Here is a 24,097-nt window from a genome sequence, read left to right on the forward strand (position 1 = left end):
CGGGGACAGACGGCTACGATCCGGCCCCGACGGCGGCAGTACCCGTGCTTGTCCGGTCCAGGTCCGGGAGCACCGCCTGGTCCCCCGTGCGGTCCCCGGCAGTCGCGCCGGGATCCTGGCCGGCACCGGCAAGAATCGCGGCAGCAATGTCATCGGCGTCGCGCAGGGTCCGGGCACCGGCGTCGGCCGGAGCTCCTGTCTCAGCGGCGATAGCCGTGCCCCACTGCACGGAGGAGAGCTGCAGGCCGAGTACGTACAGGTCCTGCTGCGGCTCGCCCTTGACGTCCAGCGGCCGGTACGGCGGCAGCGAAACGTCCAGCCCGGAGGTCATCACCGGCGTACCGTCGGCCGCCATCATGACCTTCGTGCGCGCCAGGCCGCGGTGCAGCATTCCTTCGAGCAGCGGGGACAGGCTGGCACTGACCTTGTTCGCGGGCATCATGGCCTCGACCAGGGTCTTCGCGGCGTATTCCTCGGGTGACCAGGGGGACGACGCCGTGAAGACACCACGGGCTTCGTCCACGTCGAACCGTGGATCCGGGCCAACAAAGTGGACCAAACCGGCGCGGGTCAGCGCTGCCAGCTGCTCGATCCGCTCGGGCGGGGGCCCGCTGGCGAGCCCTTCAACCAGGGGTTCGAACCAGCCGCGCAGTTCGGTGAGCCAGGACTCTTCGGAGAGTCCGCCGTCGGCCACCACCGCTTTGAGGACGGACCGCCCGGCGTTCAGCGCTCCGATCGCCATCTTCAGGGGGTCGTCTTCGCCCTTCGCCGACCCGGCGGCGTCGGCTTCCAGATAGGCCAGCACGGCGGCGTCGACGTCGGCGGCACCGGTGAAGGGCCGCCGGCCCAGCGGCTGGGCGAGCGCCTCGAGGCTGGTCCGGTGCTCGGCCGGGACGCAGCGCTGAAGCACGCGCTCCTTGGCGGCATCCCAGTCCGGTCCGTCCACGCTGAGGGCGGCATCCAAATCGCGCAGGAAGTCTCCGGCGGGTACGGTCAGGCAGTCCGGGGTGGTCCGCGCCAGCGTGGAGTAGTACGCCCAGATGGCATCCCGGTGCAGCAGCGGCCAGAAGTCATGGTCGAACCCGGGCTGGATTCCTTCGGCCGCGAAGCTGCCCGCCGCTTCGCGGGTGAACCAGCGCAGCTGCACGCTCTTCGGCAGGTAGCTGTTCAGCCGGGCCTTGGCGCGGTAGGGCGTTCCGCGCCGGGAGGCGGCGACCAGCACCGGCTCGCGGCCGCTGGGTTCGTAGCGCAGCGACGTCCCGGCCGGGGCCCCGGTGGGGACAAACCGTCCACCGCGGCCCAGCGTCACCTGGGCCATGATGTCGAAGAAGTTCAATCCCAGGCCGCGCACCAGCACGTGTTCCCCGGCGGGCAGCACGGAGAAGTCCGCGTCCGAAGGCACGGCCGGCGGCAGGTAGCGCAGGCCCAGCCGCGCTGCGGCGTCATTGAGCCGGGACTGTTCCGGGTTCAGGGCCGCGGGCAGGTGTCCCATGGCCAGGACGACGGCGTCAGCCGCCAGAGCGTCCTCGCCGGCAAGTTCCACGCTGAACCCGGTTTCGGTGCGGGCCAGCGCCAGGGCTTCGGTCCGGTGGTGGACGACGGCGGCGCCTGCGTCCGCTGCCGCGGCGGTCAGGCGGGCGTAGGTCCACTCCAGGTAGCGGCCGTACAGGGCGCGGCTGGGGAAGTCTCCCGGTTCCAGGCCTGCGGCTTCCCTGCGGTCCCCTGCGCTCAATGCGGGCGCCGGATCCAGCACCATCTTCCGCAGCCAGGCACCGAAGGAGAGTCCCGAGACGGACGGGGCGAACCCGTCCGCGGTGGCTGCGGCGGGGACCACCGTGGGAAACAGGCAGGGTGTGTTCATCAGGAACAGCCGCGGCTGGTTGGTCCGCCACACGTGGCCGGGCCCCGGCGAATAGGGATCCACCAACCGGATGTCGAGTTCCGGGCGTTCGTCAGCCGGCAGTTCCAGGTATCTCGCGAGCAGCCGGTCCAGGACAGATATTCCACGCGGGCCGGCTCCGATGACGGCCACGCGAAGCCTCTGAGGTTTGTCCATGTACTTAGGGTATCCGCCTGCCCGTGCTCAAGAGGGCGGCTCAGCAGCTCCGGGCTGCCGGAACTGCTAGGTGAAGGACACGAAGATAAACGCGGCCGCCACAAACACGCCCAGGATCCAGAACCAGCGGTTTACCCGCTTCCTGCCTTCAATATCCGTCTCCGGAATCCTTGATCCACGGAAGATCAGCACAATCAGGATGACGGCGGCGATGATCCCGGCGAACAGCAGCACGGTGGTCAAAATCGGCACGGCGGCCCCCTGGGGCGTCAACGGATCTGCGTGCAGGCGACTCTACCGGGTACGGCCGCGGGAACGGTACGGTTCCCCTCGGTTGAGGGGTCCTGGCGAACGGAACAGCCCTCCGGACGGGCCCGGTTGGGCGGGCGCTCAATTGGGCGGGTCCGGTTGGGCGGGTCCGGTTGGGCGGCAACCCGGCACCGTCTCCAGCTCCCGACCCGGACGGCAGAACAGCTGCAGACTATGTTAACCAGCAGAATATCTATTCGCCCACATGACGGGTCTATCATGAAGGCCATGAGCAAAGGCACTGACGGGACCCGCCTCCCGGACCCCGTACCCGGCGAACTCGCCCGGAACCTCGGGATTGTGGCAGGCGGATACCAGTCCCGGCTGGAGGAGGTCCTGTCCGACATCCCCGGCGGCCTGCGCGGCTTCCAGGTGATCTCCGCCGTCGTCCATCATGCTCCGGAAAACCAGCAGGCGCTCGGTGCCCGCCTCGGGATTGACCGGACTGTGCTGACCTATCTGATCGACGCCCTGGCAGAGGCCGGAGCCGTGGAACGTGTCCCGGATCCAGCGGACCGTCGAGCCCGGAAGGTGATCGCCACGGATGGCGGCCGTGACCTCCTTTCCCGCTCCGACCAGCTGGTTGCTGAGACCGAGCGGGAACTGCTGGCCGCCCTGGGCAGCGACGCGGACCTCTTCAGGACCCTGGTCAACCGACTGGCCGACGCCGGACTCAGCGCATAACCGGGCAGAGCCTTCCCGGGACGTTCCTGCCCCGGCCGACCTGCGGTCAGACCGCCACGCCGCGCCGCCGGACAGCAAGCAGGCCGGCGCCGAACGGGCCCGAAACCTGGGGTTCGGTACGCGGTGCACAGAACGGTTATTTCCTGGCTGGAATCCCCCGGTTGGCCAACCGGCCGGTTCGCCCTTAGAGTCGTGGGCAGTGACACGGGGTGCCGCTTGGCTGAGATTAGACCCGTCGAACCTGATCTAGTTAGGACTAGCGAAGGGATGTCGCCATGACTTGTGGCCTGACACCATTGACCGTATCCACCCTGCTTTCCGGCCTGCGCAGCGAGCCACCGCTGGTGCAGTGCCTGACCAACACCGTGGTCACAAACTTCACCGCCAACGTGCTGCTGGCCTTGGGCGCCGCCCCGGCCATGACGGACATTCCCGGGGAAGCCGGGCCCTTCGCCAGGCTGGCCTCCGGAGTGCTGATTAACCTCGGCACGCCCCACGCCGAGCAGCGCACCGCCATGCTCGAAGCCGCCAATGCGGCCAACGACGCCGGCACCCCCTGGGTCCTGGACCCCGTTGCCGTGGGCAGCCTCCCCGTGCGCACCGCCCTCGCCGCCGAGCTTTTGGAGCTGCGGCCCACCGCGATCCGCGCCAACGCGTCGGAGGTTATGGCGCTGGCCGGGCTGGGGGCGGGTGGACGCGGCGTGGACGCCACGGACACTGCGGAGGACGCCCTCCCCGCCGCGGCGCTCCTGGCCCAGAAGTACGGCTCCATCGTTGCTGTCTCCGGACCCACCGACGTCATCACGGACGGCGTCTCCACGGTGCGGATCAGCAACGGAGACGCATTACTGACCCGGGTTACCGGCGGCGGCTGCGCCCTCGGTGCGGTCACTGCCGCGTTCCTGGCCGTGGCGGATGGTGCTGTGGCGGACGACGGAGCAGACATCAGGGGAAGACTGGCCGCGGTGGCTGCTGCCACCGCCGTTTACACGCTGGCGGCCGAGCTGGCCGCCCGGCAGGCAGCCGGGCCGGGCAGTTTTGTGCCGGCGTTCCTGGACGCGCTGGCAAACCTTGCCGCCGAGGATATCGACGCGAAGCTGGTGGCAGCATGAACCCCGGATTGCCCGCGGCCGCCCTGGCCCTGCCACCCCGGGACCTGGCCCGGAACACGGGTATCTATCTGGTGACCGACACGACCCAGTGCGGTGCCCGCGGCGTCGTGGACACCGTGCGCGCCGCCGTCGCCGGTGGGATCCGGACCGTGCAGATCCGGGAAAAGCACGCCTCGGCCGCAGACTTTTATGCCCTGGTCCTCGCCGTCGCCCAGGAAGTTAGTGACCAGGCAGTTAATAACCAGGCCGCCAAGGACCAGACGCTGGTGCTGGTGGATGACCGGGTGGACATTTATCTGGCCGCCCGGGCCGCCGGTGCGCGGGTCCACGGAGTGCATGTGGGGCAGAGCGACCTTCCCGTTGCGGCCGTCCGCGCGGTCGTGGGACCGGACGCCGTCGTCGGCCTGACCGCTAACACCACGGCCCACCTCAATGCTGTGCGGGCATGCGCGCCCGGCACGGTGGACTATCTCGGCGTCGGCGTCATCCGTCCCACCAGCACCAAACCGGATCATCCGAAACCCCTGGGCTTGGATGGATTCCAGGCGTTTGCTCCTGCCTCGCCGGTCCCGTCTGTGGCGATCGGCGGGATTGAGCTACCGGACATTCCTGCTCTCCGCGCCGCCGGAGCTTCGGGCGCAGCGGTGGTGTCGGCCGTCTGCGCGGCCGCCGATCCGCTCCGCAGCGCCCGGGAGCTGGTGGCAGCATGGAACGCCTAGCCTCCGCGGAAACTTTGCCGCCGTCGGACACCGGCCGCAGCATTCCGCGGGTCCTGAGCATCGCGGGCACCGATCCCAGCGGGGGCGCGGGCATTCAGGCAGATCTGAAGTCCATTGCTGCCACCGGCGGTTACGGCATGGCGGCGGTGACCGCACTGGTGGCGCAGAACACCCACGGCGTCCGGTCCGTCCACACGCCCCCGGCGGACTTCCTGCTCCAGCAGCTGGAGGCGGTGAGTGACGACGTCGTGATTGACGCCGTAAAGATCGGCATGCTGGGCACTGCGGAACTGACGCAGACGGTGGGCAGGTGGCTCGCGGAGGTGCGCCCGCCGGTGGTGGTGCTGGACCCCGTGATGGTGGCTACCAGTGGCGACCGCCTGCTCAGCACCGGTGCCGAGAAGGCGCTGCGCGACCTGCTGCACCGGGTGGATCTGGTCACTCCCAACCTGCCCGAACTCGCCGTTCTGCTGCAGGAAGAGCCCGCCGCGACCTGGGACCAGGCACTTGACCAGGGACGACGGCTGGCCGGGACGTATTCGACCGCGGTGCTCGTCAAAGGCGGGCACCTTGCCGGGGAGACGGCGCCGGATGCGCTGGTGGTGCCCGACGGCGGCGGCGGGTTTGCGGTGACCGAAGTCAGTTCGGCGCGGGTTGCCACTAAGAACACCCACGGGACCGGATGCTCACTGTCCGCGGCCATGGCGACGCTGTTCGTCCGTACCGGGAATTGGGTCCGGACGCTGACGGCTGCCAAGGCCTGGCTGCAGGAGGCGCTGGAGACCGCGGATCGTCTGGACGTCGGCACTGGCCACGGACCGGTGAACCATTTCCAGGGTGTCTGGGAACGCGGTCTGGATCCTCTGCCGCCGGACACCTCCCGGACGCCCGATGCCGGGCCGGTTTCGGCAGCTGCCAGCGCGGCCCCGGCCCCCGCTGGCGTGCGGACGGCCGCTCTCTGGGAAGCGACCGCCGGTCTGCGGGCCCGGATCGCTGAACTGGACTTCATCCGGGGGCTTGGCGACGGGTCGTTGGATCACGGGGCCTTTGGCTTCTATCTGACCCAGGACGCGATCTATCTGCGCGGGTATGCCCGTGCTATGGCCCGGGCGAGCGAACTGGCGCCGCGGCTTCAGGAGCAGATTTTCTGGGCGGCGGGTGCCCGCAACGCCCTCGAAGCGGAGCTCGATCTGCACCGGAATTGGCTCGGGACTGCGGGCGGCACCGGCGTCGAACAGGTCCTGGCTGCTCCGGCTGGCACGGACCCCTCCGGGCCGGCGACCCGCGGTTATCTGGAGCATCTGCTCGGCCGGGACCGGTCTGTGGAGGAGCACATCCAGTACGCCCGCCTGGTGGGAGCGGTGCTCCCCTGTTTCTGGGTCTATGCGGAGGTGGGAGCCAGGCTCCAGCGCCTGAATCATACGGCCCATCCGTATCGGGAATGGCTGGACACCTACGCCGATCCCGGCTTCGCCGCCGCCACCGAACAGGCCATTGGGATCCTGGAAACCGTCCTGGCCCGGAATGCATCCGAACGGCAGGCCGCGCAGGAAGCGTTTACTGGTTCTGTGCAGTGGGAACACGACTTTTTTGCCGCCGGCACGCTCCCCTGACCGGCCGCTAATCTGGGATCACATGACGGGCTGCGGGAGTTGGGGCTCGGCGGCCATCAGGAATCTCGGGCGCCGCCGGAGCCATGTCTGCCTTTTTCCCTGCCTCTCGGGACTTCCCTGCCACTTTGGGACACCTCGGGCGGTCTGATCCCTACCTTTCGGGACTTCCCTGCCACTGCGGGACACCTGGGGCGGCCTTTTCCCTGCCCTTCGGGACTTCCCTGCCACTTCGGGACAATCCTGCGCGGCGCCACGGCAGGAATGTCCCAAACTGGGAGGCATGTCCCAAATGGAAGGGTTTCCCCGGCACACGGACAACCCGCCTGCGGGCAGGATGGCCCCGAGCAGCCCCGGCCGACACGCGTTCCCACTGTTAGTTGTGTGGAGGGACTGGTGTGACCTCACCTGCCACAGGAGGCTACAAAGAGTGGGAACGCGTGTCGGGATGAACCTGTGCAGCCGGGGGCATGCCGGCGCCATGGATCCGTACCATGGCGCTTCGGCGCCTGCTGGATCCGGCGCCACAGCCGGTCAGGCAGAACCGGGTTCGGCGAGGCCGCCGAATCTTCCTCCATGGAAGATCATGGGCCGGCCGCCGGATGTACTCATCCCCACGACGTCGGTAATGACCAGGACATGGTCGCCGCCATCCACCTCGCGGTTGATGGTGGCGTGGATCCAGGCCGTGGCTCCGTCGATCTGCGGTGTCTGCTGCGAGGAGAGGCTCCAGTCGAGGCCGGCGAACTTGTCCGCCTGCCTGCCGGAAAGTGCTTGGGCAACGTGTTGCTGTCCTTCCGCCAGCAGGCTGACCGTGAACTTTCCCGAACGCGCGATCTTCGGCCACGTTGCTGAGGCACGGTCAATGCTGAAAGTGATGAGGGCAGGGTCCAGCGAAAGGGAAGCCAGTGTCCCGACGATGAGCCCGCAGGGCGCACCGGTATCCGGATCCAAAGAGGCGACGGCGGCTACCCCGGTGGGGTGCTGCCGCATGACTTCGCGGTACCGCTCGGAAGTGATGGTCCCGCCGCCCCCTCCGGGCCGGGAGTCCGTTGTGGTGGACAGAATCATTGGTCCTCCTTCACGAGGGGTGTCAGGGGAGCTCCCGCGGGTCCGCCGCTAGAGCATGCAGGAGACACAGCCCTCGACTTCGGTGCCTTCCAGGGCGAGCTGGCGCAGGCGGATGTAGTAGATGGTCTTGATGCCCTTGCGCCAGGCGTAGATCTGCGCCTTGTTGATGTCGCGCGTGGTGGCGGTGTCCTTGAAGAACAACGTCAGGGACAGGCCCTGGTCAACGTGCTGCGTGGCAGCAGCGTAGGTGTCGATGATCTTCTCGTAGCCAATTTCATACGCATCCTGGTAGTACTCCAGGTTGTCGTTCGTCAGGTACGGAGCCGGGTAGTAGACCCGGCCCAGCTTGCCTTCCTTGCGGATCTCGATCTTCGACGCCACCGGGTGAATGGAGGAGGTGGAGTTGTTGATGTAGGAGATCGAACCGGTCGGCGGGACGGCCTGCAGGTTCTGGTTGTAGATCCCGTGCGCCATCACCGACTCACGCAGCGCGGCCCAGTCCTCCTGGGTGGGAATGTGGATGCCTTCGAACAGCTCGCGGACGCGCTGGGTCTTGGGAATCCATTCCTGGTTCACGTACTTGCCGAAGAACTCACCGCTGGCGTACTGCGAGTTCTCGAACCCCTCGAAAGTCTGTTGGCGCTCCCTGGCGAGCAGGTTGGAGGACCGCAGGGCGTGGTAAACCACGGTGTAGAAGTAGATGTGGGTGAAATCCAGTGCTTCCTCGGAGCCGTAATGGACCCGTTCACGGGCCAGGTAGCCGTGCAGGTTCATCTGGCCGAGCCCGATGGCGTGCGAGGCGTCGTTTCCTTCGGCGATGGAGGGCACCGAATTGATGTGGCTCAGATCAGAGACAGCAGTCAGCGCGCGGACGGCAGTCTCGATCGTGACACCCAGATTTCCGCCGTCCATGGCCTTGGCGATGTTCAGGGAGCCAAGGTTGCAGGAGATGTCCCTGCCAACGCTGGAGTAGCTCAAGTCGTCGTTGTAGCGCGACGGCGTCGAAACCTGGAGGATTTCCGAGCACAGGTTGGACATGGAAATCCGTCCCTGAATCGGATTCGCCTTGTTCACGGTGTCCTCGAACATGATGTACGGGTAGCCGGATTCAAACTGGATTTCGGCGAGGGTCTGGAAAAACTCGCGCGCCTTGATCTTCGTCTTCGTGATCCGGGCATCGTCCACCATCTCGTAGTATTTCTCGGTGACCGAGATGTCGGAGAACGGGACGCCGTAGACCTTTTCGACGTCGTACGGGGAGAACAGGTACATGTCCTCGTCCCGCTTGGCCAGTTCAAAGGTGATGTCGGGAACGACGACGCCGAGGGAGAGGGTCTTGATCCGGATCTTCTCGTCGGCGTTTTCCCGCTTGGTGTCCAGGAACCGGTTGATGTCCGGGTGGTGCGCATGCAGGTACACCGCGCCGGCACCCTGGCGGGCACCGAGCTGGTTGGCGTAGGAGAAGGAATCCTCCAGGAGCTTCATCACGGGGATAACACCGGAGGACTGGTTCTCGATCTGCTTGATCGGCGCACCCACCTCCCGGACGTTGGTCAGCGACAGCCCGACGCCGCCGCCGCGCTTGGACAGCTGCAGGGCAGAGTTGATGGACCGGCCGATCGACTCCATGTTGTCTTCAAACCGCAGCAGGAAGCAGGAGACCAGCTCACCGCGCTGGGCCTTACCCGCGTTCAGGAACGTGGGAGTGGCAGGCTGGAACCGGCCGCTGAGCATCTCGTCCACCATCTGCACGGCCAGCTTCTCGTCACCGCCGGCCAGATGCAGGGCCGTCATGCAGACCCGATCCTCGAAACGCTCAAGGTACCGCTTGCCGTCAAAGGTTTTCAGCGTGTAGGAGGTATAGAACTTGAACGCGCCGAGGAAGGTCTCAAAGCGGAACTCCTGATCCGCGGCGCGCTGGTACAGCCCGCGAATAAAGTCCATCGAGTAGCGGTCAAGGGTTTCCCGTTCGTAGTAGCCGTTGTCCACCAGATACGTCAGCTTCTCGTCGAGGCTCTCGAAGTGCATAGTGTTGTCGTTCACGTGCTGCAGGAAGTACTGGCGGGCAGCCGCACGGTCGGCGTCGAACTGGATTTCCCCGTCCCTGCCGTACAGGTTCAGCATGGCGTTGAGCTCGTGATAGCCCAGGCCCTGCCCCTTCGGCGGCGCCGCGTCCACGCCGGTTCCGGGAACTGAGTCCCTCGTTATTTCCACAAAACTTCCAATTCTTTGTCCATCAGTTCCGGAACCGGCGAGGTGCACGCTAGGCCGCCGGCATGCTGTAGTGGTCCGCGAGCAGTTCCAGCGTGTGTGCCTGGGTGCGGCGCAGGTACCCGCCGGTGACGAGCATCACTTCATCAACACCCGTCTGGCGCTGCAGATCCTCCAGTCCGGCCGCCACCTCCGCAGCGGTGCCGTGGATTGTGCGGTCGGTGTATTCCTCCAGGATCTGCCGCTCGTGGAGGTTGGCCGGGTAGGCCGCCACCTCCTCTGGAGGCAGCAGCGCAAAGGGCTTGCGCTGGAACATACGCAGCATCGCCATGGCGGTGGAGGTGGCCTGGCGCCGTGCCTCGGCCGGATCCTCGTCGGCAATGGCGCCGATGCTCACCAGACTGTAGGGCGTGTCCAGGAAGGGCGAGGGGCGGAAATTCTCGCGGTAGATCCGCATGGCATTCAGGATGTCGGCGCTGCCGAACTGCAGGGCGAACGCGTACGGGCGGCCAAGCCGCGCGGCCACCTGGGCTGAGTAGACCGATGACCCGAGAATCCAGACATCGGCGCTCGTCTCGGAGTGCGGAACCCGGTTCTCGTCGGCCTGCCAGGGTCCGGGAACGGCTGGCACACCGGCATAGGGGTGGCCCTGCGGGAAGTCGTTCCCCAGGAATCCAAGCAGCTCGGCGATCTGTTCGGGGAATTCGTCATTGGCGGAAGCGTGGCGGCGCAGGGCGGCTGCCGTGGCGCCGTCGGTGCCCGGTGCCCGGCCCAGGCCGAGGTCGATCCGCCCTGGGGCCAGCGTCTCCAGCATGCCGACCTGTTCGGCGATGACCAGCGGCACATGGTTGGGCAGCATGATCCCGCCCGCACCCAGCCGAATGCGTTCGGTCTCACCGGTGAGCCGGGCCGCCATAAGCAGCGGGGACGGAATGGCGGCGCCGGGCATGGCGTGATGCTCGGACATCCAGAAGCGCTGGAAGCCGCGGCGGTCGGCCAGCTTTGCCAGCGAGATGATCTCGCTGTAGGTCTCGTTGACGGTGTGGCCGACGCCGGTGAAGGCGTTGTCGAGGACCGAGAGCACGAAGGGGGCGGTGCCGGAAGGGCTGGGATGATTCATGAAGTACCTCAGATATCACGGTATAAGTAAATCTTTAACGTGAGATTCACTCTAGGAGGTTCTCACGGTAAAGTGCAACTGATACCGTGAGTACTATGACAAACGTCCCACTCCCTCCGGCTCCGGGAACAGCCGAACACCTGTGCCTGGCGCTGGCTAACAGCATCGTCACCCTTCCAGGCGGGCAGCGGGTTGACGAGCTGAACAGTCCGGAAGACGCCACGGCCTGGCTCGTCGGGCATAACCTCGCCCCGGAAGGCACCGGACTGCTCTCCTACTGCCAGAATCAGCTCGCAGGCCTGAGGGAGCAGCTCCGGGAGATACTCAGGTCCCACACCGAATGCACCGCCCCGGCACCCGAGGCATTGGCGGGACTCAACCACGCCCTGACCGCCGTGCCCAGCGCGGCGCCGCTGCACTATTCCCCGGGAGCGGGCCTCAGCCGGGTGCCGAGCCACCCCGTCAGCCAGATTGTTGCCCACGCCATGGCACAGATTGCCGAGGATGCCGCCGCCCTGCTGACCGGCCCCGACGCCGGGCGCATCGCGCAATGCGCCGCCGCACCGTGCGACAGGTTTATGGTCCGCACGCACGCAAGGCGGCAGTGGTGCTCCGAGCGGTGCGGTGCCAGGCAGCGAGCCACCCGGTCCTACGCCCGCAAAGTGGACAAGGCTCCCGCAGGCTAAGGCGCCGGACGAAGAAGCAGGCTCAGCGGCTGGTGAAGCGGCTGCGGTACGACGTCGGAGTGGTGGAATAGGCGCTGATGAAGTTCTGCCGGAAAGTGACCGGGCTGCCAAAGCCGCAGGCCTCGGCAATCCGCGTAATGCTCCAGGTAGTGGTCTCCAGCAGTTGGCGGGAGTCATCCAGCCGCCGGCCAAGCACCCAGCGCGCGGGTGAGAACCCGGTGACCTCTTTAAACCGGCGGGTGAAGTTGCGCTTGCTCATGGCAGCGTGCGCCGCGAGGCTTTCCACCTCGAGGTCCTGGTCCAGATTCGCGAGCGCCCATTCGATGGTCCTGCCCAGCGGCCCGTCGAGCTCGGGGTCCTGCAGCGGGCGGACAATGTACTGCGCCTGGCCGCCCTCCCGGTGCGGGGCCACCACAATGTGGCGCGCGACGTCGACGGCCACGGCCGAGCCCAGATGCTTGCGGACAAGATGCAGGCAGGCATCCAGGGCCGCGGCGGTCCCAGCCGACGTCAGCACGTCTCCGTGGTCGATATACAGCGCGGAATCATCAAACCGTACGGCTGGCAGTGCTGCCGCCATCTTGGCAGCGGCCTCCCAATGCGTCACCGCCGTGCGTCCGTCGAGCACCCCGCCTCGAGCGACCGGATAAGCACCCAGGCACAGTCCGACGACAGCGGCTCCCCGCCCGTGGGACTGGCGGATCAGCCGCAGCAGCTCTTCTGACGGATCGGGAAGATGGGACAGCCAGGAGGGGAACACCACGATGTCTGCGTCCTGAGCCGCCCCAAGCCCGGCGACTCCGTCAACCAGATACCCTTCCGCACTGCGGATGGGCTGGCCCTCCTCGGAAAACAAGCCGGTTTCCCACTCCGCGGCAAGGCCGAGGCGCGCCACCTCGCCGAAAACGAGCAACGGGGTCGCCAGATGGAACATCGTTATGCCGTCGAAGGCGTGGATGGCAATCTTCAACGTGGCCCATTTCCATCGAAAGTGTGCATATACGCCACTCACTCTACCGGGACCGGTCCTGCAAAGCTGGAATCACCAATAAATCAACAGATTTCCACCTAAGGATTTGAGGCCAGTTATGACTGATCTACGCCGCGCACTCGTTATTGTCGACGTGCAGAATGAGTACTTTGCCGGACCTTTTGAGATCCAGTACCCGGACCGCAGTGAATCCCTGGCCAACATCATGCGGGCCATCGACCTGGCCGAAGAACAAGGCCTGCCCATCGCCGTCGTCCAGCACGAGGCACCGGCCGGAGCCCCGGTGTTCGCCGCAGGTTCCCAGGGCTGGGAACTGCACCCGGAGATTGCCTCCCGCCGCACGGACTCGTGGAAGCACATTGTCAAGAGCTACGGCAGCGTCTTCGCCGGAACCGATTTCGAGGCCTGGCTCCGGGCGAACCAGGTCAGCACGGTCACCCTGGTCGGGTACATGACCAATAACTGCGACCTGGCCACCGCAGCGGCAGCGGAACCCCTGGGCTTCAAGGTGGAACTGCTGTCGGACGCGAGCGGCGCGATCCACTTGGCGAACGAGATGGGGCAGGTCAGCGCCCAGCAGGTCCACGAGGCCCTGCTGGTGCTGCTGCAGTCCAACTTTGCGGCTGTCGCAGCCACCAGTGACTGGGCCAAGGCCGTGGAGTCCGGCACTGAACTGCCCCAGAGCAATCTGGTGGCCTCTGCCCTTCAGGGTCAGGCAGCCTTCCAGTAGGCCGCCTGCCCCGTCGGCCAGCCGGTTAGCTTCGACGCCGGGCAGCGGATCGCCGCTGCCCGGGTGTCCCAGCGGGGCTGAGACATTTGCTGCACTGAGACACTTGCTGCACTGAGACTCCTAGCTGATCCGGCGCCGGTACGCCGCCATCGAGAGCGCGTAGGCCACCACCAGGATCCCGGCACACCAAGCGAGGGCAATCCAGATCTCGGTCCCCACCGGCTGCCGCGCGAACAGGGCGCGGATCGTGTTGACGATCGAGGTCACCGGCTGGTTCTCAGCGAACCAGCGCACCGGGGCCGGCATCGTGTCAGTAGGTACGAAGGCCGAGCTGATGAACGGCAGGAAAAGCAGCGGATAGGAGAAGGCGCTTGCGCCCTCCACGGTTTTTGCCGACAACCCTGCGAACACGGCAACCCAGGTCAACGCCAGGGTAAACAGGAACAGGATGCCGGCAACCGCCAGCCATGCCCACAGGCCGGCTCCCGTGCGGAAACCCATGATGAGGGCCACACCCACCACGATTGCCAGCGACATCAGATTGGCGGCCAGCGACGTCATAACGTGGGCCCAGAGGGTGCTGGACCGGGCGATGGGCATGGACTGGAGGCGTTCGAAGATGCCACCCGAGAGATCCATAAAGAGCCGGAAAGCGGTGTAGGCGATACCCGATGCGATGGTGATCAGCAGGATGCCCGGCAGCATGTAATCGATGTACCGAGTGGCTCCGGTGTTGATCGCCCCGCCGAGCACATATACGAACATCACCATAATGGCGATCGGCATGATGGCCGTGGTGATGATGGTGTCCGGACTGCGCAGGATATGCCGCAGCGAGCGCCGGGTCAGCACGGCGGTGTTGCCGTAGAAATGGGTTGCAGTCATCGTCTCTGCCCCTGATTCTCATCGCTGCCGACAATGGCGAGGAAAATTTCCTCGAGAGTCGGCTGCTTCTCCACATATTCGCGAGTTGCCGGCGGAATGAGCCGCTTGAGTTCAGCGAAGGTTCCGTTCGCGATGATCGTTCCGCCGTGCAGGACCGCGATGCGGTCGGCGAGCTGCTCGGCTTCGTCCAGGTACTGGGTGGTGAGCAGCACCGTGGTTCCCTGCCCAGCGAGCTGCCTCACCGTCGCCCACACCTCGAGCCGGCCCTGCGGGTCCAGGCCCGACGTCGGCTCGTCCAGGAAGATGACGGACGGATTGCCGATGAGGCTCATCGCGATGTCCAAACGCCGGCGCAGACCGCCGGAGTAGGCTCCGGCTTTCCGCCCGCCCGCCTCGGTGAGCGCAAACTGCTCCAAAAGCTCATCTGCCACCCGGCCAGGCTCTTTGACGCGCCGCAGCTGGGCCACCAGGACCAGGTTCTCCCGCCCGCTGAGGACCTCGTCAACGGCGGCGAATTGTCCGGTGAGGCTGATTGATTCCCTCACTTCCCCTGCCGCGGCGGCGACGTCGAAGCCGTTCACGACAGCAGTTCCGGCATCCGCTTTCAGCAGTGTTGCGAGTATCCGCACCACTGTCGTCTTGCCCGCTCCATTGGAACCGAGGAGGGCGAAGATACTGCCCTGCGCGACGTCGAAGTCCACACCCCGCAGCACATCCAGGTCCTTGAACGACTTTTCAAGTCCGGCGACCCGGATCGCGGGGCGCTCACTCAGGCGGGCGGTCATGACCCTCACCTCGGCTTTCTTCTTCGGCACGGTCAATGGCCTTGGTGAGGCGCTTGCGCTCCTTATTGATCCACTGACCGTCTGAGTAGTTCCGGAGGAAGGTCTCGGCGAATTCCACCGGGTCTTCTCCAACCACGGCCCGGATGGGGGTTCCATCCACCGCGGCGCGTTCAAACAGGTCGGCGAGATCCTCAACCATCGTCATCATGATGCTGCCGTCGCTGACGGCGCCGAAATAGGTCAGGTAGCGCTCGAATGCTTCGACGGACGTGCGGTACGGGGCGGGAAGGGCCTTGACCCGCGCCTTGTATTCCCGCCACCGGCGCTTGTCGCCGAAGTCTCCAACTATTTTTTCAATCAACATGGTCACTTATCTCCTTGGTGGAGCTGTTCCAGACGGTCTGCGAGGAAGCTCCAGGTCCTCCAGAACTCTTTGAGATAGTCCTCCCCCTCCGCATTCAGGGAATACACCTTTCGCGGCGGGCCTTTTTCTGACGGCACCTTTTCGACGTCGACGAGTCCGCGCTGCTCGATCCGGATGAGCAGCGCATAGACGGTGCCTTCGGCGATGTCGGTGAAGCCCTGGTCCCGCAGCCATCCGGTGATCTCGTAGCCGTAGGCCGGGCGGCCGGACAGGATTGCCAGGACTATGCCTTCCAAGACGCCCTTAAGCATCTCCGTCGCCTGCTTGCCCATCGGACACTCCTTGCTACTTAGTATTAGTGACTACCAGTACATAGTAACGCTGAGTAGATAGGGCGCAAGGGGTTTACGGAAGCTGCGGAAACGAGTTGAACCCCGCCGCCTACTGTCGATCCACCGCGGCGCGCAGCTGCCCAGCCGGGATGCCGAGCGCCCACTCGGCGACATCAGAAACAAAGTGCGCAATGCCCTCATCCGCATGCGGGGCGGTGTTGTTGACATAGGTTCCAACGCCGTCAATGGCGGTAAGGATTCTGCTGCTGGCAGCATCGGTGTCGGCCGCGGTGAAGTACCCGCCGGCCACGCCTTCCTCGATGAGCCGGGCGAGGCGGCTGTGCGTCAACCCCTCCTGGACCTGCACAGCCTCCGCCAAGGCGGGGCTGAAGCGGCAAAGGTGGCGGGCGTTCAGCCAGAGCTGCGACAGCTCCCGCCATCCCTCCCCTTCATTGCGTGAGATCAAGGACGCCACCCGCATCAACGGATTCCCCTGGCTCGGAAATAAGTCCTCGCGTTCATCCGACACGGCACGGGCGAAGGCGGCGACCACCAGACCCTCCGCCGCCGGATAGTAGTGGCTGATAAGTCCGGGCCGGACCCCCAGCCGGGCAGCGACCGCGCGCAGGGTAATGCCTTCGAGTCCGTCGGCGAGCGCAATGGACGCCGCCGCCGCGAGGATTTCAGCCCGGCGTACGTCCGGATGTTTCCTAACCCGAGAGGTGGGATTTGACAGCATGCCGGTGAGTCTATTGGATTAGTGACCAATATCACTGTTGGCCACTCGACCAACAGTATTCCGGCTCGACGAAGCAGCAGTGTGGTCGCGAGCCCTCCGAGAGGAACCGCGTTGCCCGAGTCCTACTTGACTGAAACAGTCACCCACCCTGAGGTACTGACGCATCCTGAAAAGCGCGGAATTGAACTGATCGGAGACTCCGAACGGCACGGGCGTGCCCGCGGTCTTTTCCCTGTTTGGGCCGCTCCGAGCGTCAGCGTCCTGAGCCTTACCGTCGGGGCATCCCTGATCCTGCTTGGCCTGGAACTGTGGCAGGCGTTTGCCGTGATCATCGCCGCCAACCTTCTCTGGATCCTGGTCGGCGTTGTGGCCATCAGCGGTCCGGCGGCAGGCACGTCCGGGTCAGTAGTTACCCGCGCGATTTACGGAATCCGCGGCAACAAAGTGATCGTCGCGTTCTATGGCTGGTTCATCTCCGCCGTCTTCCTGGCACTGAACTGGCTGGCCGCGTCCTTTATGGGGGCCGAGCTGCTGGCCCGCGCCGGTTTCACCCATCCGGTTCTCGGACCGGTGGTCATCACGATCGTCGTCGCGGCGGTCACCGTACTGGTGGCCGTATATGGCCACAACCTGATCCTGCGCATTTATCCCGTAGTGGCCTCGGTCCTGCTGCTGATCTTCCTGCTGGTCACCTTCTTCATCCTGCCGCACGTGAACTGGGACTATGCGCCGGCCGAATCCCTGCACGGCTTGCCGCTGTGGTCCTCGGTGACCATCGGGTTCGCCATTCTTGCTTCCAACCCGCTGTCCTTCTCCAACAGTCCGGACATGGCCCGGTACCTGCCACGCTCCACCAAGGCATCCTCCATCGTGGCGGCTACCGCACTCGGCGGCATGCTGCCGGGTATCTTCTTTACTTCCGTGGGTGCACTGCTGGCCACGGGAATCGATGCGGCCGCCATGGAACTCGGCATCGAGTCCGCACTGCTGGCCATGCTGCCCGTGTGGCTCGGACCGATTTTCGTTGCCGGCGTCATTATCAACACCATCTCGCTCAACGGCATGACCACATACACCGCCAGCATGGCGTTCCAGTCCATCGGTATACCGATCCGGCGCATCCCGTCAGCGGTGGTTGTGGGCGTGATTGGCACGGCCTTGACCATCTACCTGGTGACGTCAACCAGCTTCCTTGAGGCCGTCAACCTGATGCTGCAGCTGCTGATCCTCATCTCCGGCCCCACCATGGCCATCTTCGCCACCGACGTCATCCTCCGCCGCAACCGCTACAACGGCGCGGAGCTCTTCGACGAGCGTCCCGGCGGACCGTTCTGGTTCACCGCAGGCTGGAACCTTCCGGGCATGGCCGCCGTCACGCTCGGCGCGTCCACCGCAGCATTGTTCCTCAACAGCGGCCTGTTTACGGGCCCCCTCTCCGCGGCCATGGGCAACGTCGACCTCTCCGTGCCGGTCGCCCTGATCGTCACCTCGGCGGTGTATGTCCTCTGGACACGCTTGGCGCCCACCCGCCCGGCCCCGCAGGTTCGCGTCGCTGAAGACGCCCTCGCCTAATCCCCCAACCCTGAAGGAAGTTCCCGCGTGACCACGCAGCTTTACACCAATGCCCGTATTTTCACCTCCAGCACCCGGCGCTGGGCCGAGGCCATGGTCGTCCAGGACGAGCGGATTCTCTATGTCGGCGACTCCGTCACCGCGGAGCGCCTTGCCGCGGACCCGGAGCGGATTGACCTCGACGGCCGGCTGGTTCTTCCCGGGTTCGTCGACGGCCACGCCCACGTGATCGGCACGGGAGAGTCCCTGGCACAGGTCAGCCTCTGGGGTGCAGGCTCCGTGGAAGAGATCCAGCAGCGCATCAAAGACTGGGACACCGAGCGGCCGGAATCCGACCGCATCATGGCCACCGGCTGGGCACACGGTGCGATTCCCGGCGGCGTCCCGGACGCCGGGATGCTCGACGCCGCCCTGCCCGGCAAACCGGTCTACGCGCTGGCTTATGATTTCCATTCGGTCTGGGTCAACTCCGCGGCACTGGCGGAGCTCGGAATCACCGATCAGACAGAGGATCCCCTGGGCGGCACCATCAAACGGGATTCCGAAGGGCACGCCACCGGCTACATTGACGAGAACGCGTTCTACAACATCGTGCTCCCCTTCCTCGATGCGCAGGCCAGCGGGGATGACCACCAGGCCAGCATCGCCGCCATCCAGCAGGCCTACCGGGAAACCGGTGTGACCACCGCGTGCGATATGGGGTTCAACGAGACGGATCTTCAGACGTTCACGCAGGCGGAGAAGGATGGCACGCTCACCAGCAGGCTCATCGCCTACTGGCGGCTGAACAACACCGGCTCCCTCGAGGAAAACCTCGCGCAGGTTCAGCGGGCGGCCGAACTTGCCGCCGAACACCGCTCAGCGTTCCTGCGGGTGGTGGGCATCAAAGTGGTCATCGACGGAACCATCGACGGGTGCACCGCGGTGCTCGGAGCCCCCTACGCCGACGGTTCCAATGCCGAACCTGTCTGGAGCCTGGCGGAGCTCGCTCCGATCGTCGCCGCTGCCGATGCCGCCGGGCTGAAGGTCGCCATGCACGCCATCGGGGATGAAGCCGTGCGGATCGCTATCAGTGCGGTCGAATATGCGGTGGCCACAAACGGCCCCCGCGAACGCCGGCACCGGATCGAGCACCTGGAGCTCGTGGACCGGGCCGACGTCGACCGCCTCGCTGCCCTGGGCATCACCGCAAGCATGCAGCCGGTCCACGCCGATCCCGCCATTGGCAGCAACTGGCGTGCCAGGTTGGACGACGACCGCGTGGACCGCGGCTTCCCCTGGCCGTGGATCACGGATGCCGGTGGCTGTTTGGCCTTCGGCACCGATTCCCCGACGTCGCCGCACACCCCGCTGCCCAACATGTATGTTGCCGCTACCCGCGCCTCGGCACTGGATGCCGCGGCGGGAACCAACGTTCCGGAATTCGCGCTGCCCCTCGCCGAGTCGATCGAGCACGCCACCCGCGATTCCGCCTGGACGGCCGGCGCCGAACATGAAATCGGCCGGCTGGCCGCGGGCCTTTACGCGGACTTCATTGTCCTCGACACCGATGTCCTCGCGGCGGAGAACCCCTCGGTGCTCCTGGACACCAAGATCCTGCGCACCGTCGTCGGCGGCCGCTGCGTCTACGAAAGCGGACCCGCCGGTGATGCCGCCTAGCGCCAGGTTATGAACTGAACCGGGCGGCCGCTGCGACCAGCCCGTTCCGCGCGGGCAGCAGGTGCTTGGCGGTCGCCGCACGGTTCAGCATCCGGGCCAGCCGGACCATCCGGCGGCCCACCGGGCGGCGGGTCCGGTCGAAGTGCCGCAGCCCGGAGTCCACGCCCGGACTGCCGGCCAGGGCATCCGCGAGCGCGACGGCGTCCAGCAGGGTTTCGCACGCCCCGCGCCCGAGGTTCGGGGCCATGGCGTGCGCGGCATCGCCAATCAGGACCGTCTGCCCGCTCACATACGAACCCCGCAGCTGTACATCGAGGAGGGTCCGGCGGTCTATGCCGTCCGGGCGGAGGGAATCAACGACGGCGCGCACCGCCGGATGCGCGCCGTCGAAGTACCGCCGCAGGAACCCGGCGGAGTCCTGCGCCCCGGCCGGGACCAGTTCCGAGCGCAGGGCAGCGAACCAGTTGATGCCGTTGTCACCGGCCGGGGTAATCCCAAACAGGCCGCCCCGGGTCCAGGTCTCGGTGACCGTTCCGACCCGGCCGTCAATCACGCCGCGGAAGGCCGTGGTGCCCAGCTTCCGCGGGGCTACCCCGGGGAAAACAGTGCTCCGGACCGTGCTGTTGATTCCGTCCGCAGCAATCAGCAGCTCGCCGCCGGGAGCAGCCTGCCCCGCTGAGTACGGCATGTTCCACCGGACCACGTCCGGGGGCAGCGCCGCATAGAGGGTACGGAGCAGCATGTTCCGGGTGACCAGGTGCGCGCTGCGTTCGGCTCCCAGCCTGGCAATGACGCTGCCGTCGGCCCGGAGGAGCGCCGCACCCGCGCAGTGCACCGACTGGTGCCGGACCGCGTCCCCCACCCCCAGGGCGTCCAGGGCTGCCATCGCCTCCGGCCACATCCCCAGGGCTGTCCCGCCGGAGGGCAGGTCCGCGGACCGCTCCCGGACTTCCACGTCCCAGCCGTTCCGCAGCAGTGCCAGCGCCGCTGCCAGCCCGCCGATTCCTCCGCCGATGATCGTTGCGCGCACAGTCCCGCCTCCAACCCGTCAAACTCACCTAAAGTTCTGCCGCTGATGTTGAAGGTACCTGCCGCACGGCTGCGCTGCCCCTGCCTGCGGACGTTACCCACGGCGCCCCCAGGCAATCGGCGCCATCGCTCCCGGACGACCCCGCTTGCCGCCTCCGGCACCTCCCGCCTGCCTGTCCCCCGCCGTACCATGGGGAAATGGCAGCGCCGGTGGCTGTCCGTCCGAAGGGCAGCCGGTCCGCACCCGCACCCTGGGTTTTTGACGCCCTGCTCGCTGCGGGCGTCTCACTCACCCTTGCCGCTTTCATCACGGCCGACGTTGAAGGCACCCGCCCGGCAGGCTGGGCCTATCTCTGGGCCGCCGGATTCGGTGCGCTGATGTTCATCCGCCGCAGCTATCCCACGCTCGTCGTGGCCCTGTCCGTCGTTGGGTTCGTTGCCTACTACGCCTCCGGATTCACCGCCATCGGCACGGCTGTGCCCATCGCCGCCGCCGTGTTTTCAGCTGCCGAGTGCGGCCGGCTGGCAGCAGCGGTGAGCGGGTCCGCCGTCGTCGCCGCCATCTCCGTGGCCTATCGGCTGGGAAGCGGCCAGGATGCGGCGTTCGTCCTGGCCTACGACCTCCCGCAGAACCTGCTGATCCTCGCCGGCGCGGTCGCTTTGGGGGACAGCCTCCGTACCCGGAGGGAACTGCAGTGGCAGGCCGGCCGGATCCGGGACCTGACGGCCAGACAGGCCCGCCGCGACGCGGAGGAACGCATCGCCGCCGAGCGCCTCGCGGTGTCGCGGGAGCTGCACGATTCGCTCGGCCACTGGCTGGCGGTAATCTCGCTGCACACCGAGGTGGCCCGGGAGGCACCGGCGGACGACGACGGCGCCCGGCGCCAGGCGCTGGAAGTCATCCGCGCCACAACGGCGGAGGCCTCCACCGAACTCAAGCGCACCGTGGCCGGCCTGCGGCGCGGCGGCCCTCCGGCACACAGCGTGCTGGACGCGGACTCCCTTGCCAGCGCGATCGCTCCGGCGGAAGCAGCAGGGATCAGGGTGACGGTAACAAACACCCTGCAGCCCCAGCTGCCTGCCTCGGTTCAGGCGGCCCTCTTCCGGGCTGTCCAGGAAGCAGTCACCAACATCGTCCGGCATTCCAGCGGCACGCAGACCAGAATCAGCCTCACCGAAGCGGCAGGGACCGTCCGGCTCCGCATCTCGGACAACGGTGCTCCGCCGCGGAAGGACGAACCCGCGGCCCGCACCGGTTCCGGTTCACACGGCTACGGACTCGCCGGACTCCGGGAACGGATTGAAGCCCTGGGTGGCAGCTTCACCGCGGGCTGGACCCCGGCGGGCTTCGAGGTCACCGCCCTGCTGCGCCGGGAGGAAGCATGATCTCCGTTGTATTGGTGGATGACCAGGACCTGGTCCGGGCAGGGCTGCGGACGCTGCTCTCCAGCGGCGAGGACATCCTCGTCACAGGCGAAGCCGCCGACGGCCGCCGCGGCGTCGAAGCAGCCGCCCGGCACCGGCCCGACGTTGTCCTGATGGATATCCGGATGCCCGTTATGGACGGCATCGAGGCCACCCGCCTGATCCGCAGTGACAAATCGCTGGCAGCCACCCGCGTGCTGATCCTGACGACATTCGACGACGACAGGGACGTCCTGGAAGCCATCCGGGCGGGTGCGGCCGGGTATCTGATGAAGGATGCCCCCGGTCCGGAGCTGCGCGACGCGGTGCGGCGGGCCGCGGACGGGGAGAAACTCCTCTCCCCCGCCGTCGTGGGACGGCTGCTGGAAATTGTCGCTGCCGGACCGCGCCCGCCGGTTCCAGACCCCCGCCTGTCCCTGCTCAGCGACCGGGAACTGGACGTCCTGGTCCGGGTTGGCCACGGTGACACCAACCAGGAGATCGCGGCTGTGCTCTTCATCAGCCCGGCAACCTCGCGGACCTACGTCAGCCGGATCCTGGGCAAGCTGGGGGCCAGGGACCGCACCGAACTGGCTGTGATCGCCCACCGCTCGGGCCTGGTTCAGTAGCGGCTCCCGCGACGGTGCCTATGGCACGGCAACAGCACGGCAACAGCACAGCAACGGCAACGGCAACAGCAACAGCAACAGACGACGGCGTCCAAACGCGTACCGGTTTGTCGCCTGCGATGACCCACTCCGGCGCCCGCAGCCCGACGCGGAGCCCCGGCCCGCGTGCCTACCGTGGCAGCATGACTGAATACCCAACACCCCAGGAAACCACCCGGGCAGTCCGTTATTCCTTCGGAATGCCCCTGCTGCTGATGGCCGGCCTGGCACTGCTTGGCCTGCCCCGGGCCGTCCTGCACGATCTCCAGGTAATCCACGAAGGCGCACCGGTGACCTGGTTCCTGGCCCTGGCGCCCGTTGCCGTGTGGATCCTCGTCACCGTCCGGGTCCGTTCCCCGCGGCCGTTCTTGACCGTATTGGTTATTGGTGTGATGTTCGGCGTCATGCTGGCCATCACCCACCAGCTGCTCTGGAACTTCGCTTTCGCCGGCATGCCGGCTCTCCTCGAGGCCGGACCAGCCCTGCGGTTGGCAACCGTGCCGGGCAGTTTGATGACGGGTGCGGCCATCGGAGCCATCGGCGGGCTGCTGGCTCTGGCCCTCACTTCGCTGCGCAGGCACAATGGCGGGCATGACTGATGACGCACCGGAGACCATTCCCGACAGAGCACCGGACACATCACTTGATCTCACTTTGGATCCCGGGGTGCAGGTGATGGTCCAGGAATGGATCTCGCTCGACGGGTTTGCGGCCGGGCCCGGCGGTGAAGCTGACCTCTTCGCCGCCGTGGCTCCGGAAACCAGCGCCGCCGGCCAGGACTGGAATATGCGGCTCCTGCCGCACGTCGATGAAATACTGCTGGGCCGGAGGACCTATGAGCTCTTCGCCGCGTACTGGCCCACGGCGGACGAGCCGATTGCGGCTCAGCTGAACATGGCCCGGAAAACAGTAGCCTCCCGGACCCTCTCCTCAGCCCCCTGGGGGGCCTACCCGGAGGCCGCCGTCGTTCCGGACGCCGTCAGCTACGTCCGGGAACGCCGCAGCCAGGGTGGAAAGTTTCTCATCTGGGGTTCGGTGAGCCTCGTCCACGCCCTATTGGAAGCCGGGGAAGTCGACGAGTTGGATCTTTTCATCGCTCCGATCATGCTTGGGCAAGGGCTGCGTGCCTTTCCGGAACGATCCCTCCTGCTGCAGCTGCACAACGTCCGGCACTGGCGCGGCACCCTGCACGCGCGCTACCGAGCCGTTCCTCAGCAGAAGGGCGCGGAGCAATCCGCACCTTAGCGTTCTACCCATACGGCACAATTCGGTACCGCCACAGCGCAAATAAGTGTTGGCGAGGCAGGGATTGGCCCCCACCTCGCCAACACTTATGACCTGTTCCCCGGTTTTGCCCTAGT

The 24,097-nt window shown here is 66.4% G+C and carries 24 protein-coding genes and 1 riboswitch; of the genes, 12 read left to right on the top strand and 12 right to left on the bottom strand.

Annotated features, from left to right (window positions below; genetic code table 11):
- Positions 1–13 precede the first annotated feature (13 nt).
- Both H9639_RS12855 and H9639_RS12860 read right to left on the bottom strand, forming a co-directional pair.
- A complete protein-coding gene (locus H9639_RS12855) occupies positions 14–2,056 on the bottom strand; it encodes an FAD/NAD(P)-binding protein (protein ID WP_191808481.1) in 2,043 nt (680 codons plus the stop codon).
- A gap of 66 nt (positions 2,057–2,122) precedes the next feature.
- On the bottom strand, positions 2,123–2,308 hold the full coding sequence (locus tag H9639_RS12860; RefSeq protein WP_191808482.1) for a hypothetical protein: 186 nt from the start codon (positions 2,306–2,308) through the stop codon (positions 2,123–2,125).
- Between the two features lie 285 nt (positions 2,309–2,593).
- On the opposite strand from H9639_RS12860, the gene H9639_RS12865 reads away from it, so the two are divergent.
- The 4 genes from H9639_RS12865 (at position 2,594) to H9639_RS12880 (ending at position 6,493) form a co-directional block, all read left to right on the top strand.
- Positions 2,594–3,049, top strand: coding sequence for a MarR family winged helix-turn-helix transcriptional regulator (locus H9639_RS12865; RefSeq protein ID WP_191808483.1), 456 nt, complete (start codon positions 2,594–2,596; stop codon positions 3,047–3,049).
- A gap of 195 nt (positions 3,050–3,244) precedes the next feature.
- A riboswitch (TPP riboswitch) is annotated at positions 3,245–3,334 on the top strand.
- Complete coding sequence (gene thiM / locus H9639_RS12870) at positions 3,325–4,161, top strand: hydroxyethylthiazole kinase (protein ID WP_191808484.1); 837 nt, start codon at positions 3,325–3,327, stop codon at positions 4,159–4,161. It overlaps the preceding riboswitch by 10 nt.
- Positions 4,158–4,880 (top strand): thiamine phosphate synthase, encoded by a 723-nt coding sequence (gene thiE / locus H9639_RS12875; RefSeq protein WP_191808485.1) that lies wholly within the window; start codon positions 4,158–4,160, stop codon positions 4,878–4,880. Before thiM ends, thiE begins: the two co-directional genes overlap by 4 nt.
- Entirely contained in the window at positions 4,868–6,493 is a 1,626-nt protein-coding gene (locus tag H9639_RS12880; protein ID WP_191808486.1) for a bifunctional hydroxymethylpyrimidine kinase/phosphomethylpyrimidine kinase, read from the top strand. The genes thiE and H9639_RS12880 overlap by 13 nt, the downstream gene beginning before the upstream one ends.
- Before the next feature lie 531 nt (positions 6,494–7,024).
- Here H9639_RS12880 and H9639_RS12885 read toward each other — a convergent pair.
- The 3 genes from H9639_RS12885 to H9639_RS12895 are packed head-to-tail and all read right to left on the bottom strand — an operon-like array spanning position 7,025 to position 10,892.
- Positions 7,025–7,561 (bottom strand): flavin reductase family protein, encoded by a 537-nt coding sequence (locus tag H9639_RS12885; RefSeq protein WP_191808487.1) that lies wholly within the window; start codon positions 7,559–7,561, stop codon positions 7,025–7,027.
- A gap of 48 nt (positions 7,562–7,609) precedes the next feature.
- On the bottom strand, positions 7,610–9,775 hold the full coding sequence (nrdE, locus tag H9639_RS12890; protein ID WP_404799758.1) for a class 1b ribonucleoside-diphosphate reductase subunit alpha: 2,166 nt from the start codon (positions 9,773–9,775) through the stop codon (positions 7,610–7,612).
- A gap of 49 nt (positions 9,776–9,824) precedes the next feature.
- Complete coding sequence (locus tag H9639_RS12895) at positions 9,825–10,892, bottom strand: LLM class flavin-dependent oxidoreductase (protein ID WP_191808488.1); 1,068 nt, start codon at positions 10,890–10,892, stop codon at positions 9,825–9,827.
- Between the two features lie 95 nt (positions 10,893–10,987).
- Between H9639_RS12895 and H9639_RS12900 the strand changes: the two genes are divergently transcribed.
- On the top strand, positions 10,988–11,578 hold the full coding sequence (locus tag H9639_RS12900) for a CGNR zinc finger domain-containing protein (protein ID WP_191808489.1): 591 nt from the start codon (positions 10,988–10,990) through the stop codon (positions 11,576–11,578).
- Between the two features lie 22 nt (positions 11,579–11,600).
- On the opposite strand, the gene H9639_RS12905 is transcribed toward H9639_RS12900, so the two are convergent.
- On the bottom strand, positions 11,601–12,548 hold the full coding sequence (locus H9639_RS12905; RefSeq protein WP_191808490.1) for a GlxA family transcriptional regulator: 948 nt from the start codon (positions 12,546–12,548) through the stop codon (positions 11,601–11,603).
- A gap of 118 nt (positions 12,549–12,666) precedes the next feature.
- Here H9639_RS12905 and H9639_RS12910 point away from each other — a divergent pair, with 118 nt between their 5' ends.
- On the top strand, positions 12,667–13,299 hold the full coding sequence (locus tag H9639_RS12910) for a cysteine hydrolase family protein (protein WP_191808491.1): 633 nt from the start codon (positions 12,667–12,669) through the stop codon (positions 13,297–13,299).
- Between the two features lie 120 nt (positions 13,300–13,419).
- Here H9639_RS12910 and H9639_RS12915 read toward each other — a convergent pair whose 3' ends face one another.
- From H9639_RS12915 to H9639_RS12935, 5 genes are all read right to left on the bottom strand, one after another.
- Positions 13,420–14,184, bottom strand: coding sequence for an ABC transporter permease (locus H9639_RS12915; protein ID WP_191808492.1), 765 nt, complete (start codon positions 14,182–14,184; stop codon positions 13,420–13,422).
- Entirely contained in the window at positions 14,181–14,969 is a 789-nt protein-coding gene (locus H9639_RS12920) for an ABC transporter ATP-binding protein (protein ID WP_191808493.1), read from the bottom strand. The genes H9639_RS12915 and H9639_RS12920 overlap by 4 nt, the downstream gene beginning before the upstream one ends.
- Positions 14,950–15,333, bottom strand: a complete 384-nt coding sequence (locus H9639_RS12925) for a DUF1048 domain-containing protein (protein WP_191808494.1) — start codon at positions 15,331–15,333, stop codon at positions 14,950–14,952. The genes H9639_RS12920 and H9639_RS12925 overlap by 20 nt, the downstream gene beginning before the upstream one ends.
- A gap of 2 nt (positions 15,334–15,335) precedes the next feature.
- Positions 15,336–15,665 carry a PadR family transcriptional regulator gene (locus tag H9639_RS12930; RefSeq protein ID WP_191808495.1) on the bottom strand — a complete coding sequence of 110 codons (330 nt, stop codon included), beginning with the start codon at positions 15,663–15,665 and terminating at the stop codon, positions 15,336–15,338.
- A 109-nt stretch (positions 15,666–15,774) separates the two neighbouring features.
- On the bottom strand, positions 15,775–16,404 hold the full coding sequence (locus tag H9639_RS12935) for a TetR family transcriptional regulator C-terminal domain-containing protein (RefSeq protein WP_191808496.1): 630 nt from the start codon (positions 16,402–16,404) through the stop codon (positions 15,775–15,777).
- A 111-nt stretch (positions 16,405–16,515) separates the two neighbouring features.
- Between H9639_RS12935 and H9639_RS12940 the strand changes: the two genes are divergently transcribed.
- The gene (locus tag H9639_RS12940; RefSeq protein WP_225219587.1) at positions 16,516–17,976 is read left to right on the top strand and encodes a purine-cytosine permease family protein; all 1,461 of its coding nucleotides are present in this window, start codon (positions 16,516–16,518) and stop codon (positions 17,974–17,976) included.
- A 27-nt stretch (positions 17,977–18,003) separates the two neighbouring features.
- On the top strand, positions 18,004–19,635 hold the full coding sequence (locus H9639_RS12945) for an amidohydrolase (protein ID WP_191808497.1): 1,632 nt from the start codon (positions 18,004–18,006) through the stop codon (positions 19,633–19,635).
- Positions 19,636–19,642: 7 nt separating this feature from the next.
- Here H9639_RS12945 and H9639_RS12950 read toward each other — a convergent pair whose 3' ends face one another.
- Positions 19,643–20,665: an FAD-dependent monooxygenase gene (locus tag H9639_RS12950; protein WP_191808498.1), complete on the bottom strand. Its 1,023-nt coding sequence runs from the start codon at positions 20,663–20,665 to the stop codon at positions 19,643–19,645.
- A gap of 197 nt (positions 20,666–20,862) precedes the next feature.
- On the opposite strand from H9639_RS12950, the gene H9639_RS12955 reads away from it, so the two are divergent.
- The 4 genes from H9639_RS12955 (at position 20,863) to H9639_RS12970 (ending at position 23,981) form a co-directional block, all read left to right on the top strand.
- Positions 20,863–22,050 (top strand): sensor histidine kinase, encoded by a 1,188-nt coding sequence (locus H9639_RS12955; RefSeq protein ID WP_191808499.1) that lies wholly within the window; start codon positions 20,863–20,865, stop codon positions 22,048–22,050.
- Positions 22,047–22,697, top strand: a complete 651-nt coding sequence (locus H9639_RS12960; protein WP_191808500.1) for a response regulator — start codon at positions 22,047–22,049, stop codon at positions 22,695–22,697. Before H9639_RS12955 ends, H9639_RS12960 begins: the two co-directional genes overlap by 4 nt.
- A gap of 182 nt (positions 22,698–22,879) precedes the next feature.
- Positions 22,880–23,335, top strand: a complete 456-nt coding sequence (locus tag H9639_RS12965) for a hypothetical protein (RefSeq protein WP_191808501.1) — start codon at positions 22,880–22,882, stop codon at positions 23,333–23,335.
- Positions 23,328–23,981 (top strand): dihydrofolate reductase family protein, encoded by a 654-nt coding sequence (locus H9639_RS12970; RefSeq protein WP_191808502.1) that lies wholly within the window; start codon positions 23,328–23,330, stop codon positions 23,979–23,981. Before H9639_RS12965 ends, H9639_RS12970 begins: the two co-directional genes overlap by 8 nt.
- Positions 23,982–24,097 lie beyond the last annotated feature (116 nt).

Source organism: Arthrobacter gallicola, assembly GCF_014836775.1.
GTDB classification, from domain to species: domain Bacteria; phylum Actinomycetota; class Actinomycetes; order Actinomycetales; family Micrococcaceae; genus Arthrobacter_B; species Arthrobacter_B gallicola.